The following is an 18,519-nucleotide window of genomic DNA, read 5'->3' as shown; positions in this document are numbered from 1 at the left end:
AAGGAGGAAAAAGAATTATGGCACTTAAAGGTCTTGATATATTTAAATTATCACCTAAGAAAAACTGTAAGGAGTGTGGATGCCCAACATGTATGGCTTTCTCAATGAAGGTTGCACAGGGCGCTATGGATATCAGTGCATGTCCGCATTTCTCACCGGATGCATTAGCAACTTTATCAGAGGCTACTGCACCACCAATGAAAACAATTAAAGTCGGAACAGGCGAAAATGAATTTACTTTAGGCGGAGAAACTGTTCTTGAAAGACACGAAAAAACTTTTGTAAGTAAGACAAGATATGCAGTTGCTCTTTGCAATTGTATGGATGAAGCAACAATTGATGCTAAGCTTGCAGCAATTCCTAAGGTTGATTACGAACGTATCGGCGAAAGAATGTTTGTAGAGATGGTCTATGTTAACTACAGCGCTGATGGAGTCAGTGATTATGTAGAGCTTGTAAAAAAAGCAGCGGCTCTGAACAGAACTTTGATTTTAGGATGTACAGATGTTGAAGTTGCAAAAGCAGCTCTTGAAGTATGCAAAGACAGCAAACCAGTATTAAATGGAGCAGATGCTTCCAATTATGAAGCTATGAGTGCAATAGCTGTTGCAGCAGGTGCTGTACTTGGTGTTCGTGGAGCAGATATAAATGAATTATATGATACAGTTGCTAAATTAGAAGGACTTGGAAACAAGAACCTGATCCTGGATGCGGGATGTAAATCCATTAAAGATGCATTTGCAACAGCAGTTCAGATGAGAAAAGCAGCAGTTAAAGACAGTGACAGAACATTTGGTTATCCGTCAATCGTAAATGTAGCAGCACTTGCAAAGGGAGATATCCACATGCAGGCAGCTTTAGCATCTATGTTTACAATTAAATATGGCTCTATCATAGTAATGGAAGAAATGACTTATGCTCAGGCATTGCCGTTATATGGTTTAAGACAGAACGTATTTACAGATCCTCAGAAGCCAATGAAAGTAGAACCGGGTATTTACCCAATCAATGGAGCAGATGAGAATTCAGTTTGTCTTACAACTGTAGACTTTGCACTTACATATTTCGTAGTATCCGGCGAGTTAGAGCGTTCCGGAGTTCCTTGTAATCTGATTATCAGTGATGCAGGCGGATTATCCGTTCTGACAGCATGGGCAGCAGGTAAATTATCTGCAAGTTCTATTGCTAAATATTTTGGAGAAGCTGATATCGAAGGCAAGATCAAAAACAGAAAATTAATTCTTCCAGGTAAAGTAGCTGTTTTAAAAGGTGAAGTAGAAGCGAAACTTCCGGGATGGGATGTCATTGTAGGACCAAATGAAGCTGTACAGCTTGTGAAATTCTTAAAAGATATGCAGTAATTTTCTCTATACTAATATAGTATGGCAGAAATCAGTAAATGATTTTACTAACAATATGTAACAGTTCAGACAGCATGAACTGTTACACATCCAGCCCATTGAAATTCGCCTGCGGCGAAGGGCTGGATGTCTGCAGGCTCCAGGTTTTCATACGGTCGGCGCAGTAAATGCGCAGACCTGTCTGAAATGTTACAACAATTTCAATTAGAGAAGGAGATTAAACAATGGCAAAATTCGTAACAATTGGTGAAAGAATCCACTGTATTTCCCCAGTTATCCGTAAAGCAATGGCAGAAAGAGACGGAGCTCCTATCATTCAGCGTGCAAAAGAGCAGCTTGATGCAGGCGCAACTTACTTAGATGTAAATATCGGACCGGCTGAAAGCGATGGCGAAGAATTAATGAAATGGGCTGTTCAGCTGCTTCAGAATGAATTCGACAATGTACCGCTGGCACTGGATACCGCTAATAAAAAAGCGATTGAAGCTGGTATTTCCGTATATAACCGTTCAAAAGGAAAACCAATCGTTAACTCTGCAGATGCCGGAGACAGAATCGAAAATATCGATTTAGCTGCAGCAAATGATGCAATTGTTATCGCATTATGTTCCGCAGAAGGCGTTCCATCTGATAATGACGAACGTATGATGCACTGCCAGAACATGTTAGAGAGAGGTCTGGAACTTGGCATGGAACCTACTGATCTCTGGTTTGACCCGTTATTCCTTGTTGTTAAAGGAATGCAGGACAAGCAGATGGACGTTTTAGAAGCAATTAAAATGTTCAGCGATATGGGATTAAACTCTACAGGTGGATTATCCAATAACTCTAACGGTATGCCAAAACATATCCGTCCGATCATGGATTCTGCTTTAGTAGCTATGGCTATGATGAATGGTTTGACTTCCGCTATCGTAAATCCTTGTGATTTAAGATTGATGGAAACAATCAAATCCTGTGATGTATTTAAAAACAATACCTTATATGCGGATTCCTATCTGGAGATCTAATATATGCATAAAGTTACTTTTAAGTTTGAAAACAGCGAAGATATTATTGTCTTCGCTGCTTTCGGTGAAAGCCTTCTTGAGGTAGCGAGAAAAACAAACGTAGCTATCGATGCACCGTGTTCAGGAAATGCATCTTGCGGGAAATGCAGAGTAAAGCTCGTTGGCGGTGAATTAGAATCAAAAAAGACGCGTCATATTACGGATGAGGACTATGCCGAAGGCTGGCGTCTCGCCTGTGTCAGTACCATAAATGCGGATGTGGAAGTACTGGTGCCGGATATTGCCTCTGCTTACAGAAGCCGTATGAAAGTGGCAGATCTAAGTTCGCCGGAAGAATTAAAGATTTTTTCCGATGCAAAAGAACAGATTTTAGAAGCAGGTATTGAACTGAAGAATACATTAGAGATTTTGAATGTATCTATGGATGAGCCTACTTTGGATGATACCATGCCTGACAATGAGCGGTTTACCCGCGCAATTACGGCAATAACTGGTATTGAAAAGATCCGTGTTCCATATTCGGTTTTGAAGAAATTGCCGGATGTGCTTAGGGAAAGCAATTTTCGTGTCAAAATAATTGTAAGAAAAATTGAAACAAATATATTTGTATATGATGTTTTCCCGGAGAATGAAGAAGTGATTGTAGGTGGAATTGCAATTGATATCGGAACAACAACGGTTTCAGCAATTCTGATTAATATGCTGGACGGATCTATTCTTGCAAAAGGTTCTTCCGGAAACGGACAAATCCGTTACGGTGCCGATGTAATTAATCGTATAATTGAATCGGCAAAACCAGGCGGCAAGGAGAGACTGCAAAAAGCAGTTATTGAAGAGACGATTAATCCGTTGATCCAGACCATGTGCAGACAGGCGAAACTGGATCCTATGAGTATATATCGTATGTGTGTTGCAGGCAATACCACTATGAACCATTTATTAATGGGTATCAATGCTGATCCTCTTCGTATGGAACCATACATTCCAACCTTCTTTAAAACGAATTCACTGTATGCATCTGATATTGGAATTCATATTAATCCGGATTCCCATATTATTATAGCTCCAAATATCGGAAGCTATGTAGGCGGAGATATAACAGCAGGTGCTTTTGTAAGTGCACTGTGGAATAAACCGGAGTTTTCCTTGTTTATTGACCTTGGTACCAATGGCGAGATTGTATTTGGTAACTCTGACTTTTTAATGAGTTGTGCCTGCTCAGCAGGACCGGCATTTGAAGGTGGGGATATCAGCTGTGGCATGCGGGCTACAGATGGAGCAATTGAAGCTTGTACCATAGATAAAGAAACAATGGAGCCAAATCTCTCTGTAATTGGAGATGAGGGGACGAAACCGATTGGAATCTGCGGTTCCGGTATCATTGATATTATCAGTGAGTTATTCCGTTGCGGCATTATTAACCCTAAAGGTAAATTTGTCCGTGAAGGAAAACGCGTAAGACACGATAAATTTGATATGGGCAGCTATGTGCTGGCATTTGAGTCAGAAGCAGGGTCTGTGAAGGATGTGGAGATTTCAGAAGTTGATATCGATAATTTTATCCGTGCAAAGGGAGCAATTTTCTCTGCAATCCGGACGATGTTATCTTATTGTGATTTTGATATTTCAATGATAGAACATGTTTATGTAGCAGGTGGCATTGGAAGCGGTATCAATATGGAAAATGCAATTCATATTGGGATGTTCCCGAAAGTTCCTTTGGAATTGTACCAGTATATTGGAAATTCATCCCTGTCAGGGGCATATGCAATGCTTTGCTCTACTCAGGCTGAGCGGAAAGTATATGAAGTTGCAAGAAATATGACTTATCTGGAATTAAGTGCAATCCCTCAGTATATGGATGAGTTTGTTGCAGCATGTTTCTTGCCGCATACAGATACGACACTATTTGAAGACTAACTAAATTGGGATATTGAAAGGAAGCAATGGGGATACATATGAATATTGAGTACGAAAAAGACAACAAAGAACGAATCCCGTTCGAGCATTACCTTGAAGAATATCGCAAAATAGATCCGATTGAAGCAAGCAGACGCACAGGAGTTCCCTTTGATGAAGAAAAGCAGGTATTTACGCTGCGGATGATGCAGAAAAGTTATCTGATATCTTATCCGGAATTCAGTGTGGAAAAAGCAGAGACTGATGATGAGACATATGGTGCCCTTATGGAAGAAATATCTGCAAAGATTATTGCAATCCGTTTTTTGACAAAAGGCACAGCATCTGAGACAACCGGAAAGTATCTGACTTATCGTGAAGTGCCCTGGGGTGAGGTTTATTTCAGACAGTTTCAGGGCAGATGCCTGATGCGTCTGGCATTTTCCTACGGTTCAAAGTTAGAACTTTTTCAGGCACAAATGGACAAAGTGGGCGCCGTAAGATTAGAGCTTGGCGATGTATCTTACGAGTTTGAATTCATAAATGGATATTTTGTACGATTTATTCTATGGGCTGGGGATGATGAGTTTCCACCGTCATCCCAAATACTATTTTCTGATAATTTTCCACTATCCTTTGAAGCAGAGGATCTGGCAGTTGTTGGAGATGTGTCCATCGGCACATTAAAAAAAATCTAAAATCCGTTAAAGTGTCAGGAAAACATTGGACGGATAGTTTTGAAAGGAGATATTTCTATGGGTTACAAATCAGACATCGAAATTGCACAGGAGACTACCATGTCCCCAATTACAGAAATTGCAGCAAAAGCAGGTATTGACGAAAAATATCTGGAGCAATATGGTAAATACAAAGCGAAAATTGACTACAACCTTTTAAAAGAAAGTGATGCTCCAAACGGAAAATTAGTTCTTGTAACAGCAATCAACCCGACTCCGGCAGGTGAAGGAAAAACGACAACTACCGTAGGTCTGGCTGATGGTTTACAAAAACTGGGCAAGAACGTTATGGTTGCGCTTCGTGAGCCATCTTTAGGACCGGTATTCGGCGTAAAAGGCGGCGCAGCAGGCGGCGGCTATGCACAGGTAGTTCCGATGGAAGACATCAACCTTCACTTTACAGGTGATTTCCATGCTATCGGTGCAGCCAACAACTTACTGGCAGCGATGCTGGATAACCATATCTTCCAGGGCAATGCATTAAACATCGACCCAAGAAAGATCACTTGGAGAAGATGTGTGGATATGAATGACCGCCAGCTTCGTAATGTAATAGACGGACTGGGCGGAAAGACAAACGGAATGCCTAGAGAAGACGGATATGATATCACCGTTGCATCTGAAATTATGGCAGTATTATGTCTGGCAAAAGATATCACAGATTTAAAAGAGAGACTTTCCAAGATTATCGTTGGATATACATATGGAAAAATTGCAGAGCAGAAACCGGTAACCGCAGGCGACTTAAATGCACAGGGCGCTATGACAGCACTGTTAAAAGATGCTCTGAAACCAAACCTGGTTCAGACTCTGGAACACGTGCCTGCAATCGTTCACGGCGGACCATTTGCYAATATCGCACATGGCTGTAACTCTGTAATTGCAACAAAGATGGCATTAAAACTGGGTGATTACGCAATCACAGAAGCAGGATTCGGCGCTGACCTTGGAGCRGAGAAATTCCTGGATATCAAATGCCGTATGGCAGGGCTTACCCCTTCCGCAGTTGTTATCGTAGCAACYGTGCGTGCATTAAAATACAATGGCGGCGTTCCAAAGRCTGACTTGAATAACGAAAACTTAGAAGCACTGGAAAACGGTATGCCAAACTTACTGAAACATGTAAGCAACATCAAAAATGTATACGGWCTTCCATGCGTAGTGGCAATCAATGCATTCCCAACGGATACCAAGGCTGAATTAGACCTGGTAGAAGCAAAATGTAAAGAACTTGGTGTAAACGTAGCACTTTCTGAAGTATGGGCAAAAGGCGGCGAAGGCGGCGAAGCTCTTGCAAAAGAAGTAATCCGTTTGGTAGAAGAGCCAAGTGAATTCCACTATTCTTATGAATTAGAAGGAAGTATCGAAGATAAATTAAATGCAATCGTACAGAAAGTATATGGCGGAAAGAAAGCAGTTCTCACAGCAAATGCTCAGAAGCAGGCGAAAGAACTGGAAAACCTTGGATTCGGGAACTGCCCGATCTGTGTTGCTAAGACACAGTACAGTCTGACAGATGACCAGACAAAGCTTGGCGCACCGACAGACTTTGAAGTAACAGTACGTAACTTAAAGATCTCCGCAGGAGCAGGCTTTATCGTAGCCCTCACAGGAGAGATCATGACCATGCCAGGACTTCCAAAAGTTCCGGCAGCAGAAAGAATCGACGTAGACGAGACAGGAAAGATTTCCGGATTGTTCTAGAGCGTGTTTGAAAATTCATTTCCGCGCAGCTGACAGAAAGCAATTTTCAGACAATCTTTAGAATCTATTGATAAAGCTTGGAAAAGCTTTGATTTGCAGAATTTTATAGTGATAAGTCCGAAATGGGGCGTAGTATTTCATATATTACGCCCCATATTAAAAAAACATGTAGGAGGGTATTATGGGATTTTCAACTGTACCATGTAATGAATTTGTAGAAGTATTAGCATCCAAAGCTCCGGTTCCGGGCGGTGGCGGAGCATCAGCATTAGTGGGTGCCATTGGCACAGCACTGGGAAATATGGTGGGAAGTTTAACTGTAGGTAAGAAGAAGTATGCAGAAGTGGAAGAGGAAATGTATGCGTTAAAAGCAAAATCCGACCAGCTTCAGAAAGATTTCTTGACATTAATCGAGAGAGATGCGGAAGTTTTCGAGCCCCTTTCCAAAGCATACGGTATGCCCCGTGAAACCGAAGAAGAAAAAGCAGAAAAAGCACGTGTAATGGAAATTGTTTTAAAAGATGCCTGTTCCGTACCCATGGAAATCATGGAAAAATGCTGTGAAGCAATTGATATTATTGTAGAATTTGCAGCAAAAGGAAGTACACTTGCCATCAGTGATGCTGGTGTTGGCGCAGCATTTTGCAAAGCAGCATTAGAAGGTGCCAGCTTAAACGTATATATTAATACGAAATCTATGAAGAACAGAGAGTATGCCGAAGAACTAAATAAAAAGGCAGATGAGATGTTAGAGAAATATACAAGTCTTGCAGACGAAATCTTTCAGAGTGTGCTTGGAAGACTGAAATAGGAGAAAGAGAAAGTTGGAAGAAAATTATGAAATAGAAAGGAAGCCACGCTGTAATTCTTTCAACTTGTTTTAATTGTGGCAGTATTGCAGGAAATCTGCAATATGCAATGGGTATAAAAATGGCAAAACAATTACTTGGAAAAGAAGTAACGGCAGCTTTAAATGAAAAAATCAAAGCAGATGCAGAAGCGCTAAAAGGAAAAGGAATTAATCCTACTCTTGGAATTATCCGTGTTGGGGAAAGACCGGATGATGTCTCTTATGAAAGAGGTGCAACAAAACGCTGTGAAACTTTGGGCGTATCTTATGAAAAATTCTTACTCCCTGCAGATGTATCACAGGAAGAATTAATGGAAACCTTAGATAAGGTGAATAAAGATGAGAAAATCCACGGGATTTTGATCTTCCGTCCATTGCCAAAGCATTTAGACGAAGATGCAGTTATTAAAGCTTTGAATCCGGAGAAAGATGTAGACGGAATTACAGATGGTTCTATGGTGGGTGTGTTTGCCGGAACAAAACAGGGATTTCCTCCATGTACTCCACAGGCATGTATGGAAATACTGGATCACTATAAAATCGATTGTACCGGTAAAAAAGCGGTTGTTGTGGGACGAAGCCTGGTAGTAGGAAAACCCGCGGCTATGATGCTGATTAAGAAGAATGCTACCGTAACGATCTGTCATACAAGAACAGTGGATATGCCTTCTGTTGTAAAAGAAGCCGACATTGTGATTGTAGCTGCAGGACGTGCGGGTGTAGTAGATGGTTCTTATTTGTCAGCAGGACAGACTGTAATTGATGTTGGAATCAATGTGAATGAGGAAGGCAAGCTCTGCGGCGATGTAAAATATGATGAAGCAGAACCGATTGTAGAAGCAATCACACCTGTTCCGGGCGGAGTAGGTAGTGTAACAACTTCCGTTCTGGTAGGACATGTGGTGGAAGCGGCTATGAGAACCTTATAATTAAATATGAGATCTGGAAAGGAACGGGAAAGCTGAAAAGCGGTACCGTTCCTTTTTTTATCAATCGATACCCAGATTTTTGATGTGTGCTTTGAGCGCAATGTTAATGTATTGTGATAAAGAGCGCTCATCAGAATCAGCTAATTGCCGTAGCTTTTTAATTACATTTGTTTCCAGTGTTAAGCTGACCTTTTTTTTCATCTTCTCATCTCCCTGTAGTAAAAATTGGCAAAATTATTATATACCCTGCTTTCGGTTTTTACCATGTGCAAATGATACAGGAATCTTAAAAAAACATGGATATTATATAAGATTATTTTTCAAATTTTACCAGCATAATTGAAAAATAATGAGCATTATAGTAAAATATTAATTTATAATCATTTATTGCAAATAATAAAAGATATGGGGAGAATGTGAATTATGGATGAACATGATAATGAATATTTATTTATTCATGAACAGTTCTATCAGGAGCTGGACAAATTGAAACCGGTGGAGAAGCTGTGCGTGATGCAGCATATCCTTTTGGATCATGACACTAGGTATAAGCTTTATTGTATGGCACGAAACCGGGCGGAAGCTGAAAAATTAAACGAAGCCATGAACACAATTTTCACATACGGAAGCCAGATTGTACGCTGACCATTTGAAACGGTAATTTTCATTAAGCTTTCTTAATCTTTCTTTAAATCTCAGCGAATGCAGTCAAAAAATGTTATAATACCACAGACATCAGTTTTAGCATTGAATAATCCGCTTTTATGAGAGGAGAAAATTATGAGTTATTCAAGAGATCAGTACAATAACCAATATGGAGGATATCCGCAAAATGGCAGGATGCCTAAGCGAAAAAAGAAAAGAAGAATATGGCCGTTTATTTTATTAGTATTGCTTTTACTCGTTGGGGCAGCAGCAGTGTTTGTTCTTGTGAAATTTGCGAAGATCCAGCGTAATGATATCCCGAAAGAGGATCTGGTTATCAATACAAATCTGGATCCGGCTGAACTTAAAAATATGTCCGGCTATACCAATATTGCATTTTTTGGTGTGGATTCCCGTGAAGGAAGTCTTTCTTCAGGGGCAAACAGCGATACGATTATGATATGCAGTATCAACAATAAAACAAAAGAAATCAAACTTGCATCAGTTTATCGTGACAGTTACCTGGATAATACCCAGGGAGGATTTCAGAAAGCAACAGAAGTATATTCCATTGGAGGACCAAAGCAGTCTTTAAATATGCTGAACAAAAACCTGGATTTGAATCTGAGTGATTATATTACCGTTGATTTTCAGGCACTTGTAGAAGCAGTTGATTTGTTAGGCGGCGTTGATATAGAGTTGACGGAAGGTGAAGTACAGTGGCTGAATGGTTATCTGGTTGAGGGACGGGAAGTTGTGGGAAAAGAAACACCCGATGTTCCGGGACCGGGCATGCAGCATTTAAATGGTATGCAGGCGCTGGCATACAGCCGTATCCGTTACATCGGACTTGATTATGAACGTACGGAACGCCAGAGAAAAGTATTAGAACAGCTGATGCAGAAGGCAAAAACAACCGATTTGCTCACATTAAATAAAGCGATCGATACAATTCTGCCTATGGTCCTTACAAGCCTTTCTAATACGGAAATATTAAAGCTGGCAACAGGTATATCCGGTTATAACATGGGAGAAACCACAGGTTTTCCAATGGATAAAGATACTGCGGATATTCCATCAGCGGGAGACTGTGTGGTTCCTAAAAATCTTGCAAATAATGTTGTTCAGCTTCATCAGTTTTTATTCAGCGGGGAAAGCTATACCCCATCAGCAACTGTGCAGGAAATCAGTAATCAGATCATTAATAATACAGGCATCCAGTAAAAAGCAAAATAGAGTGGTATAGCCACTCTATTTATGAATGGACTAATACCACCTGGTCATTGGAAGGTCATTATTGATGCCTTTTGAGATTAAGATCTGGTTCAGGTCGATGATACCATTGTGGAATGTGGCAGCGCACGCATTTAAATACAAATCCCACATTCTGGTGAATTCACTGCCCATCATCTCGTTGATCGTATCACGGTGTTCGTTGAAATTCTGGCTCCAGCAGCGAAGGGTTTTAAAATAGTGTCGGCGGAGACTTTCTACGTCCAGGGTGTAGAAATTATAATCACCCAGGATATGAATCATTTCCCGCAGACTTGGCACAGTACCTCCGGGGAAAATATATTTTTTAATCCATGGATCACCGGGATGTTCCTGCAGCGCGCTGATATAGTGCAGCAGGAACATCCCGCCCTTTTTCAAAACGGAGTCTACATTTTTAATGTACAGTTCGTAGTTGTCACGTCCTACGTGCTCCAGCATGCCTACACTTACAACGCGGTCAAAAGTTCTGCCGCTCTTAGCCAGATCTCTGTAATCCATCAATTCTACAGAAATCTGCCCGGTCAGGCCTTCTTCTTTGATCCTGTCCTGAAATTTTTTCTGCTGCTCTTTGCTGAGTGTAATTCCAAGTCCGGATACACCATATTTTTTAGCAGCTTCAATTAGCAGAAATCCCCAGCCGCAGCCAATGTCAAGGAGGCTCATACCTTTTTGCAGGTAAAGCTTTTCGAGAATGTAATCAACTTTATTTACTTGTGCATCGTACAGGGTATCATTTGCGTTTTTGAAATAGCCGCAGGAGTAGCTCATGGTGTCATCCAGCCATAAGCTGTAGAAATCATTACCGATATCGTAATGAGAAGATACTTCTTTTTGCTGATTCTTTTTCGAGTGTGAAGAGAAGATTAGTTTTTTCAGCGCAGAATGATTTGTGGAAAATTTCCCCATCTGCCCCAAAAAGTGGTCCAGTGCATCAAACAGGTCTCCGTCTATATCGAGATCACCCCGCATGTATGCTTCGCCTAAGGCGAGTGAAGTGCTTGTTAGCAGTTCCTGTTTTGGAATATCATTTTGCAATTTGACCGTAAAGGCGGGGGTCCCGTCACCGATTAGATGTTCTTCTCCTTTTAGCTTTACTAAAAAGGGATATTCATCAAATCTTTGAAGAAATTGAATTAAAAAGTTTTCTGTTAATGTCATTAAATTTACCTCCAGTCGTTTATAGATATTTCTTATAATACCAAAACAGTATGATATTATTTACAAAATAATTATAAACTTATTAAAATACTTTACAATATTAAATCTGTACAATAATTCACGGTTATATACAGCAAATCTTGAAAATATGTAGATTTAGATTGTGAATTTGTTGTGAACAATTATGTTTTGGGGATAAAACACTTGACACAATTGTTAAGTAAGGTATACTAGTATTATGAATTAATTTACATAATTATATGAAATTCAATTTGGCATTTAAGCATTAAAAACGAAATTCGCAGCAGGAGACAAAAGGAGAATACAAAAATATGCATTATAAATCATTGTGCAGGGTCATGGTTGCAGCTATGTCGCTTTCCCTGGTAGTTCCCAATGTTTCTATGGCAGCAGAACCCACGACGGTCGCATCAGAGAATCACACGGAGGCTCATTCACAGCCGGTAACAAATCCGGAGACTGAACCAGTTCCGCCAGAGACTCAGCCGTCAGAGACAACGCCATCAGAATCAAATACACCATCAGAAACACCAACTGAACCAACGACTCCGACTGAATCGGAATCACAGCCAAATACCAAACCGGAAACAGAACCACCCACTGAGACAGAGACGCCTTCAACAGGAGAAACGGGAGATGGCACGAATCCGGGTGATGATTCAGAATCCAACTCACAGGACGGGTCAGATACAGAAAAACCTACAGAAAGTGAGACGGAAGATCTACATAAGCAGCCTCAAATCGTAGGAACGGAAAAAGAGACCGAAAAGAAAGATCAGACTGAGAGTAATAAACAGACTGAATCCAATCAAAATCAAACGAATAATTCACAATATGGCAGCAATCAGGAACTGGTTGCAAACCAGCAGATCGTGATACCGCCTCAGATTCTATCTTCATTCCGTTTTGTTACGGTAAAGAAAGTATATGCGCTGTCAAAACAGAAAAATTTAAAGGTATACAGTGACAAAGATACTTCTTCTACGGTAGTTGGAAAACTGCCTAAGAATGGACTTTGTTATGTGCTGCAAAGTGAAGATGAAGAGTGGACATACATAGAGTCCGGATCCGTCAGAGGTTTTGTAAAAGCAGATAAACTTACGACTGGTAAAAAAGCCAATAATTATGTAAAGAAAAAGACAGAGAAAAAGTTGCAGAAAGCAACTGCGTTAGTGAATCCCTTAAAGAATCCGGCTTTAACTTTTACAAAAACAACTACGAAGACAACAGTAGTTAAAAAGAGATATGCAATCGCTAAGACAGAAGGATTGAATATCAGAGAAGGTAAATCAGAAGAATCCCGTATCATTGGAAAACTTCCAAAAGGTGCTCTTTGCTATGTGTTGAAAGATGCAAAAAAAGACTGGGTTTACGTAGAATCCGGTGATGTGAGGGGATTTGTAAGCAGCAAACTCCTTATGCAGGGTAAAGAAGCTGAAAAGCTCGTAGAAGAAACCGGCGAAGATAAAATCGCTTTAGCAGATGAGCTGATTGACTCGGAAGAAAATGAAGTACTGTACTATACATTAACCTCAACCAAAGAGGGTGCAATATCAAGTTCCATCCGTGATTCTATGGTTCGGTTTGCACAGCAGTTCGTAGGCAATGCTTATGTCTGGGGTGGTGTTAGTCTGACAAATGGAGCGGATTGTTCCGGATTTGTACAAAGTATCTATGCACAGTACGGTTACAGTCTTCCGCGTGTAGCTGAGGATCAGGCTCAGTATGGAATGAAAATTCCAGTTGAAGAAGCAGCACCGGGTGATTTGATTTTCTATGCCAGGGATGGTTATATTCACCATGTCGTTATGTATATAGGAGATGGTAAGACTGTAGAGGCACAGAGTACGGCAACCGGTATTGTAAATGCTAATGTTAATACGGGTGAAGCTGTCTGGGCAACCCGAATCATATCAGATGATGATGTAGCCAATGTGGAACTGGTTTCCAATAATACAGGTCAGTATACTTCAGCAAGCGATTCCGATATCGGACAGCTTCTGGGAACATTTAAATTAACAGCATATTGCAGCTGCCCGATTTGTTGCGGTCAGTGGTCCGGAGGTCCTACAGCCAGCGGTGCAATGCCAATTCAGGGACGAACCGTAGCTATGGCAGGTGTTCCATTTGGAACCAGACTAGTAATTAATGGTCAGATCTATACCGTTGAAGACAGGGGCACACCTTATGGTCATGTGGATATTTATCTCAATAACCATCAGGAAGCAGTTAATTTTGGCGTACAGTATACGAATGTATATATGGCAAATTAATTTACGTTAAAGATGATAAAGAGCGTCGTATTTCAGAAAATGAAGTACGGCGCTTATAAATTATGGTTAAAATAGAATGTTTGATAAGTTTGGGGGAAGGATATGAAGGCACATCAGACGGACTTTTCCAAAGGAAATGTTTATAAGAATATATTAGAATTAGCTGTGCCAATGACCATGGCACAGCTAATTAACCTTTTGTACAATATCGTTGACCGGGTGTATATCGGCAGAATACCGGAACAGGGTACTCTGGCACTTACCGGACTGGGTCTCTGCTTTCCGATTATTACAATGGTATCGGCATTTGCAAATTTATTCGGTATGGGTGGGGCTCCGCTTTGTTCCATTGAACGTGGCAGGGGGGAAATCCGGGAAGCAGAGAAGATAATGGGTACATCCTTTTCCATGATGATACTTTGCGGTGTTTTGCTTACGATTTTAGGACTGATCTTTAACAGACCTATATTATATGCTTTTGGGGCGAGTGACGCGACTTATCCATTTGCCAGGGATTATACTATGATTTACCTGTGTGGCAGCGTTTTTGTGATGATTGGACTTGGAATGAACAGCTTTATCAATAGCCAGGGATTTGGACAGATGGGTATGCTGACGGTTTTACTGGGGGCTGTGACCAATATTATATTGGACCCTATATTTATCTTTGTATTTGGTATGGGGGTAAAGGGTGCGGCGCTTGCTACGATTATTTCCCAGTTTCTCTCAGCAATCTGGGTTCTGAAATTTTTGACTGGAAAACGGGCGATCTTAAAGCTCCATCTGAAGACGATGAAAGTGAAATGGCATCGACTTAGGGAGATTGTAGGATTGGGACTGTCCGGATTCATTATGTCCGTTACTAGCAGTGCAGTACAGGTGGTCTGTAATGCAAGCCTGCAGTCCTATGGCGGTGACTTATACGTTGGAGTGATGACGATTTTAAACTCCATACGGGAAATTTTAAGCATGCCGGTGCAGGGAATTACGAATGGGGCGACCCCGGTATTAGGCTTTAATTATGGTGCCGGAAATTTTGGGCAGGTGAAAAAAGCAATTCGATTTATGTCTGTAGTATGTGTAGTTATAACTACAGTATCCTGGCTGATACTTATACTGTTTCCGGAATTTTTTATCCGTATCTTTAATAATGAGCCTGAAATGATACAGGCAAGTGTTGAAGCCATTCAATTATATTTCTTTGGTTTTTTTATGATGGCACTGCAGTTTGCAGGGCAGACAGTTTTCGTATCTCTCGGAAAGGCAAAGCAGGCGGTGTTCTTTTCGCTGCTGCGCAAAGCTGTTATCGTGATACCACTGACCCTTATGCTTCCTCAGATTGGAAGCCTTGGAGTAAAGGGAGTGTTTATCGCAGAACCGGTTTCAAATTTTATCGGGGGCCTGGCATGCTTTATTACCATGCTTTGTATGGTGCTGCCGGAATTATCAGGGAAAAATAGTGCATTAAATTAAATACGAAAAAGAAACAGGTTGTATATTTTTTGATCAGTCGCTATAATAAATAAAAAAGAGAGACTGAAGGTGTGGGATCGTGCAGGAATATAAATATGTAAAACACAGTGATAAACAAAGGGCTTTTATACTGGAAAAGGCGAAAGAATTATTTTTAGAGCAGGATATTAAGGATGTCAGTATGTCGCAGATTGCGCAGCAGAGTAATCTGATGCGTGCCACGGTCTACCGCTATTTTGAGAATAGGGATGCCATTGCATGGGAAATCTATATTGATTTTAACAAGCAGGTTAATCAGATGAAGCAAGAGAAGTTCATGGATAGTGGTTTGTCGACCTATGAAAAGATAGCATTGTTTTTGCAAAATATGGTAGATGTATTTGAAAAACTACCGGATTACTACAAATTCTTTTTTCATTTCAGTAAGGAGTATCTAAATAATAAATTATATCCGGATACCCGATTTACTAAGGAACTTTACGAGACTACCGGATTAACTTCTGGGTCTACCGTGGCATTCCTTATGAAAAATTTCCATGATGGTTCTGTCCGTGAGGAACTGGACAGTAAGGAATTCTGTGTTTCCCTGGTATATGGCACGCTGGGAGCGATTCATATTGTTAATAATAATCGGGACAGTCTGCCGCTGAAATATAATCTGTCGGCACTGCAGGTACTAAAAGGAATATTACGTGGATATCTGGAGGCTGCCAAAAAAGACGGATACGAATCAAAACTGGCGCAAAATCTGTTAAGGTAACGAGTAGTCAGCACATTAAATAAAACAGGACGAACTGCAAAAAGAATAAACGCAGTTCGTCCTGTTTTTGTATGCAAAAATATATTTTGATCCGGTTTATTTCCAAAAAATGAAAAATGAACACTATGTTTAATTTACAAAAACTTAACATTGAACAGCATGTATAATTTACAAAAGTTCTTTAAGATAAGAGTGTAGATAAGAACAAGCAAAGAATATACCAGGAGGAATATATGGAAAAAATTAGATTTGCACATTTATCAGATACTCATATCTGCAAAGACTATAGTGGGAATCAAATGAAAGATTTGTTTGAAAAAGCCGGAAGCCCTTCGGCTAATCTGGAAAAAAGCCTGAAAGAACTGGAGGCCAGACAGTTAGACTTCGTCTTAATCAGCGGGGATCTGGTACACGAAGGAACCGGAGAGGATTACCGGTATCTGAATGATATGGTATGCTCCTGTATGCCTACGACCCAAGTGATCTATACACTTGGAAATCACGACAAAAAACTGGAATTTCGGGAAGGGCTTCAAATGGAGCCGGATGACCGTTCCCTGTACTATGTAAAAGAGATAAACGGACTTCGGGTAATCGTGCTGGATTCAGCGGTACCTGGGAAAGAGAGCGGATATATCAGCGAAGAGCAGGTAGAATGGCTGGAAGGCATTCTTGCGGAAAAAGCACCGGTAGGTTCGATCATTACTTTTCATCATCCGGTGGAGTGGGAAGTAAAAGAATTGGGAATGCAGATCACAAACAGAATGTGGGATATATTGAAGAACAGTGATGTGCTGGGGATTTTCTGTGGTCATACCCATGCAAACAGTTTAAATTATCTGGAGCATATACCTCAGATCACGGCAGATTCCATGGCATTTGGGCTGGGAATTGAGGGACAGATGTTAAGCTTTACGGATAAAACAGGTTATTGCCTTTGTGAAATCAATGACGGCAGGCTTCAGGTGCATTATGAAACAAGTACTCCAAAGCCAGCGGCATATGTGACCTTTGAACTTTCAGCATTTAAGAAAGCATTGCAATAACTCAGGAGGAGAAAATAAAATGGGCAGAGAAAAGAAGAGATTTATGTGGAAAAGAATGACAGCGCTTGCTGCGGCGATTATAGTAGGAACGACAGCTCTTGCAGGTTGTACACCAAAAGGTATCGAAGCAGCAGGAAGTCCTGCTAAAGGAAATGATGTGGCAGTTCAGAATCTTCTGGATCCGGCGAATCCCACAAACGTTACTTTTTATAGTTACAGTCTGAATTATCCGACCATGAAGGCAGGTATGGAGCACCTGATCCAGGAATTCAATGATACGGTTGGAAAAGAAAAAGGGGTAGTAGTTGAGGGTGTCCCTGATGATATGACTAAATTTAAAACGGATATACAGGCTGGCAATCAGGTAGATATTATTCAGCATACCTTCGGAACTCTGGATGCATCCAGGGAATCATTGGGGATAAAAGCTTACGAAGATGTATTTTCTGCAGAAGAGTTAAAGGAGCATTTTAATGGGATTGCTGAAAACGCACTGGCTCTTGGAAAGATTAATGATAAGACTTATGGCCTTGCATTTACCTTCAGCACTCCAATTCTTTACATTAACGGAAAGTTATTTGAGGATGCCGGTTTAGATCCTGATTCACCACCGAAATCCTGGGATGAGATGCTTGCAATGGCTAAGATGATTAAAGAAAAGACGGGTAAGGATGGGTTTGGCCTGGCGGCAGATAATGGCTGGGTGACAGAAGGAATCGTATATAGCAGCGGATCGGATATGATCAATGCAGATCGGACGAAAGCAGTTTTTGCTGCGGATAACACAGTCAAAGCTTTTGAAATATGGAAACAGTTTTTTACGGAAGGCTGCGGTGCAAAAGGTACGGATAACGATCTGATGCAGCAGTTTATGGCGGGAAATGTTGCAATGCATATACAATCTACTTCGGTGCTGAGCGGTTTTGCAAGTGCAGCAAAAGCAGGAGGATGGGAACTGTATGGCGCTGCTATGCCAGGATTTGACGGAAATGAGGCTGTACCGGTGAACTCCGGAAGCTGTCTGGCTGTACGCCCGGATACTGATCAGAAAGCCCAGGCAGTCTGGGAATTTATCAAATTTGCAACAGGAAAGAGAGGCTACACAATTATCACTTCGGAAATCGGGTATCTCCCTCTTCGAACGGAGCTTGCTGATGATCCGGATTATCTGAAAGATTTTGTGGACCAGTATCCGCTCCTTCGTGTGAATCTGGACCAGTTAAAGAAAATTCGTCCGGTTACCATCTGGCCCGGCGGTATTGCCAATGAAGCGTTCACCATTTTTAGAGATGCAACGGTGGAGGCACTAACCACAGATGCTGATGTTAAAACGGTTTTGGAAAAAGCCCAGAGTAACATTAACCAGTTGTTGGAATAG

The 18,519-nt window shown here is 40.9% G+C and carries 16 protein-coding genes; 14 read left to right on the top strand and 2 right to left on the bottom strand.

What is annotated here, in order from left to right; all coding sequences use genetic code 11:
• Positions 1-17: 17 nt before the first annotated feature.
• From acsC to QR40_RS22115, 7 genes are all read left to right on the top strand, one after another.
• A complete protein-coding gene (gene acsC / locus QR40_RS22145) occupies positions 18-1,361 on the top strand; it encodes an acetyl-CoA decarbonylase/synthase complex subunit gamma (RefSeq protein ID WP_044296778.1) in 1,344 nt (447 codons plus the stop codon).
• 224 nt (positions 1,362-1,585) lie between these two features.
• Positions 1,586-2,371 (top strand): carbon monoxide dehydrogenase/acetyl-CoA synthase methytransferase subunit, encoded by a 786-nt coding sequence (gene acsE, locus QR40_RS22140; protein WP_027293931.1) that lies wholly within the window; start codon positions 1,586-1,588, stop codon positions 2,369-2,371.
• 3 nt (positions 2,372-2,374) lie between these two features.
• A complete protein-coding gene (gene acsV, locus QR40_RS22135; protein ID WP_044296777.1) occupies positions 2,375-4,291 on the top strand; it encodes a corrinoid activation/regeneration protein AcsV in 1,917 nt (638 codons plus the stop codon).
• Positions 4,292-4,329: 38 nt separating this feature from the next.
• Positions 4,330-4,968 carry a DUF3786 domain-containing protein gene (locus QR40_RS22130; RefSeq protein WP_044296776.1) on the top strand — a complete coding sequence of 213 codons (639 nt, stop codon included), beginning with the start codon at positions 4,330-4,332 and terminating at the stop codon, positions 4,966-4,968.
• A 57-nt stretch (positions 4,969-5,025) separates the two neighbouring features.
• Positions 5,026-6,711, top strand: a complete 1,686-nt coding sequence (locus QR40_RS22125) for a formate--tetrahydrofolate ligase (RefSeq protein ID WP_044296775.1) — start codon at positions 5,026-5,028, stop codon at positions 6,709-6,711.
• A gap of 181 nt (positions 6,712-6,892) precedes the next feature.
• Positions 6,893-7,522, top strand: coding sequence for a cyclodeaminase/cyclohydrolase family protein (locus tag QR40_RS22120; protein WP_027293935.1), 630 nt, complete (start codon positions 6,893-6,895; stop codon positions 7,520-7,522).
• Positions 7,523-7,641: 119 nt separating this feature from the next.
• A complete protein-coding gene (locus tag QR40_RS22115) occupies positions 7,642-8,490 on the top strand; it encodes a bifunctional 5,10-methylenetetrahydrofolate dehydrogenase/5,10-methenyltetrahydrofolate cyclohydrolase (RefSeq protein ID WP_027293936.1) in 849 nt (282 codons plus the stop codon).
• A 60-nt stretch (positions 8,491-8,550) separates the two neighbouring features.
• Here QR40_RS22115 and QR40_RS22110 read toward each other — a convergent pair whose 3' ends face one another.
• On the bottom strand, positions 8,551-8,691 hold the full coding sequence (locus QR40_RS22110) for a DUF6364 family protein (RefSeq protein ID WP_027293937.1): 141 nt from the start codon (positions 8,689-8,691) through the stop codon (positions 8,551-8,553).
• 222 nt (positions 8,692-8,913) lie between these two features.
• On the opposite strand from QR40_RS22110, the gene QR40_RS22105 reads away from it, so the two are divergent.
• Together QR40_RS22105 and QR40_RS22100 are read left to right on the top strand one after the other, a co-directional pair.
• Entirely contained in the window at positions 8,914-9,135 is a 222-nt protein-coding gene (locus tag QR40_RS22105) for a hypothetical protein (protein ID WP_044296774.1), read from the top strand.
• A 135-nt stretch (positions 9,136-9,270) separates the two neighbouring features.
• Positions 9,271-10,359 (top strand): LCP family protein, encoded by a 1,089-nt coding sequence (locus tag QR40_RS22100; RefSeq protein ID WP_052431002.1) that lies wholly within the window; start codon positions 9,271-9,273, stop codon positions 10,357-10,359.
• A gap of 42 nt (positions 10,360-10,401) precedes the next feature.
• Here QR40_RS22100 and QR40_RS22095 read toward each other — a convergent pair whose 3' ends face one another.
• Entirely contained in the window at positions 10,402-11,568 is a 1,167-nt protein-coding gene (locus tag QR40_RS22095; protein WP_044296773.1) for an SAM-dependent methyltransferase, read from the bottom strand.
• A 332-nt stretch (positions 11,569-11,900) separates the two neighbouring features.
• On the opposite strand from QR40_RS22095, the gene QR40_RS30195 reads away from it, so the two are divergent.
• The 5 genes from QR40_RS30195 (at position 11,901) to QR40_RS22070 (ending at position 18,519) form a co-directional block, all read left to right on the top strand.
• Positions 11,901-13,862, top strand: a complete 1,962-nt coding sequence (locus QR40_RS30195; protein WP_052431001.1) for an NlpC/P60 family protein — start codon at positions 11,901-11,903, stop codon at positions 13,860-13,862.
• Between the two features lie 102 nt (positions 13,863-13,964).
• Complete coding sequence (locus QR40_RS22085) at positions 13,965-15,335, top strand: MATE family efflux transporter (RefSeq protein WP_044296772.1); 1,371 nt, start codon at positions 13,965-13,967, stop codon at positions 15,333-15,335.
• 79 nt (positions 15,336-15,414) lie between these two features.
• Entirely contained in the window at positions 15,415-16,095 is a 681-nt protein-coding gene (locus QR40_RS22080) for a TetR/AcrR family transcriptional regulator (RefSeq protein ID WP_044296771.1), read from the top strand.
• A gap of 233 nt (positions 16,096-16,328) precedes the next feature.
• Positions 16,329-17,141, top strand: coding sequence for a metallophosphoesterase family protein (locus tag QR40_RS22075; protein ID WP_027293943.1), 813 nt, complete (start codon positions 16,329-16,331; stop codon positions 17,139-17,141).
• 19 nt (positions 17,142-17,160) lie between these two features.
• On the top strand, positions 17,161-18,519 hold the full coding sequence (locus QR40_RS22070) for an ABC transporter substrate-binding protein (RefSeq protein ID WP_027293944.1): 1,359 nt from the start codon (positions 17,161-17,163) through the stop codon (positions 18,517-18,519).

This window comes from Robinsoniella peoriensis, from assembly GCF_000797495.1.
In the GTDB taxonomy this organism is placed as follows: domain Bacteria; phylum Bacillota; class Clostridia; order Lachnospirales; family Lachnospiraceae; genus Robinsoniella; species Robinsoniella peoriensis.
Note: the sequence above shows the minus strand (reverse complement) of the source record. Positions and strands in the feature narration are given on the sequence as shown.

What these genes read in the sequence shown, in the direction of transcription:
- acsC (WP_044296778.1), top strand. Translation starts at nt 18, where the DNA reads ATGGCACTTAAAGGTCTTGATATATTTAAATTATCACCTAAGAAAAAC.
- acsE (WP_027293931.1), top strand. Translation starts at nt 1,586, where the DNA reads ATGGCAAAATTCGTAACAATTGGTGAAAGAATCCACTGTATTTCCCCA.
- acsV (WP_044296777.1), top strand. Translation starts at nt 2,375, where the DNA reads ATGCATAAAGTTACTTTTAAGTTTGAAAACAGCGAAGATATTATTGTC.
- QR40_RS22130 (WP_044296776.1), top strand. Translation starts at nt 4,330, where the DNA reads ATGAATATTGAGTACGAAAAAGACAACAAAGAACGAATCCCGTTCGAG.
- QR40_RS22120 (WP_027293935.1), top strand. Translation starts at nt 6,893, where the DNA reads ATGGGATTTTCAACTGTACCATGTAATGAATTTGTAGAAGTATTAGCA.
- QR40_RS22115 (WP_027293936.1), top strand. Translation starts at nt 7,642, where the DNA reads ATGGCAAAACAATTACTTGGAAAAGAAGTAACGGCAGCTTTAAATGAA.
- QR40_RS22110 (WP_027293937.1), bottom strand. Translation starts at nt 8,691, where the DNA reads ATGAAAAAAAAGGTCAGCTTAACACTGGAAACAAATGTAATTAAAAAG.
- QR40_RS22105 (WP_044296774.1), top strand. Translation starts at nt 8,914, where the DNA reads ATGGATGAACATGATAATGAATATTTATTTATTCATGAACAGTTCTAT.
- QR40_RS22100 (WP_052431002.1), top strand. Translation starts at nt 9,271, where the DNA reads ATGAGTTATTCAAGAGATCAGTACAATAACCAATATGGAGGATATCCG.
- QR40_RS22095 (WP_044296773.1), bottom strand. Translation starts at nt 11,568, where the DNA reads ATGACATTAACAGAAAACTTTTTAATTCAATTTCTTCAAAGATTTGAT.
- QR40_RS30195 (WP_052431001.1), top strand. Translation starts at nt 11,901, where the DNA reads ATGCATTATAAATCATTGTGCAGGGTCATGGTTGCAGCTATGTCGCTT.
- QR40_RS22085 (WP_044296772.1), top strand. Translation starts at nt 13,965, where the DNA reads ATGAAGGCACATCAGACGGACTTTTCCAAAGGAAATGTTTATAAGAAT.
- QR40_RS22075 (WP_027293943.1), top strand. Translation starts at nt 16,329, where the DNA reads ATGGAAAAAATTAGATTTGCACATTTATCAGATACTCATATCTGCAAA.
- QR40_RS22070 (WP_027293944.1), top strand. Translation starts at nt 17,161, where the DNA reads ATGGGCAGAGAAAAGAAGAGATTTATGTGGAAAAGAATGACAGCGCTT.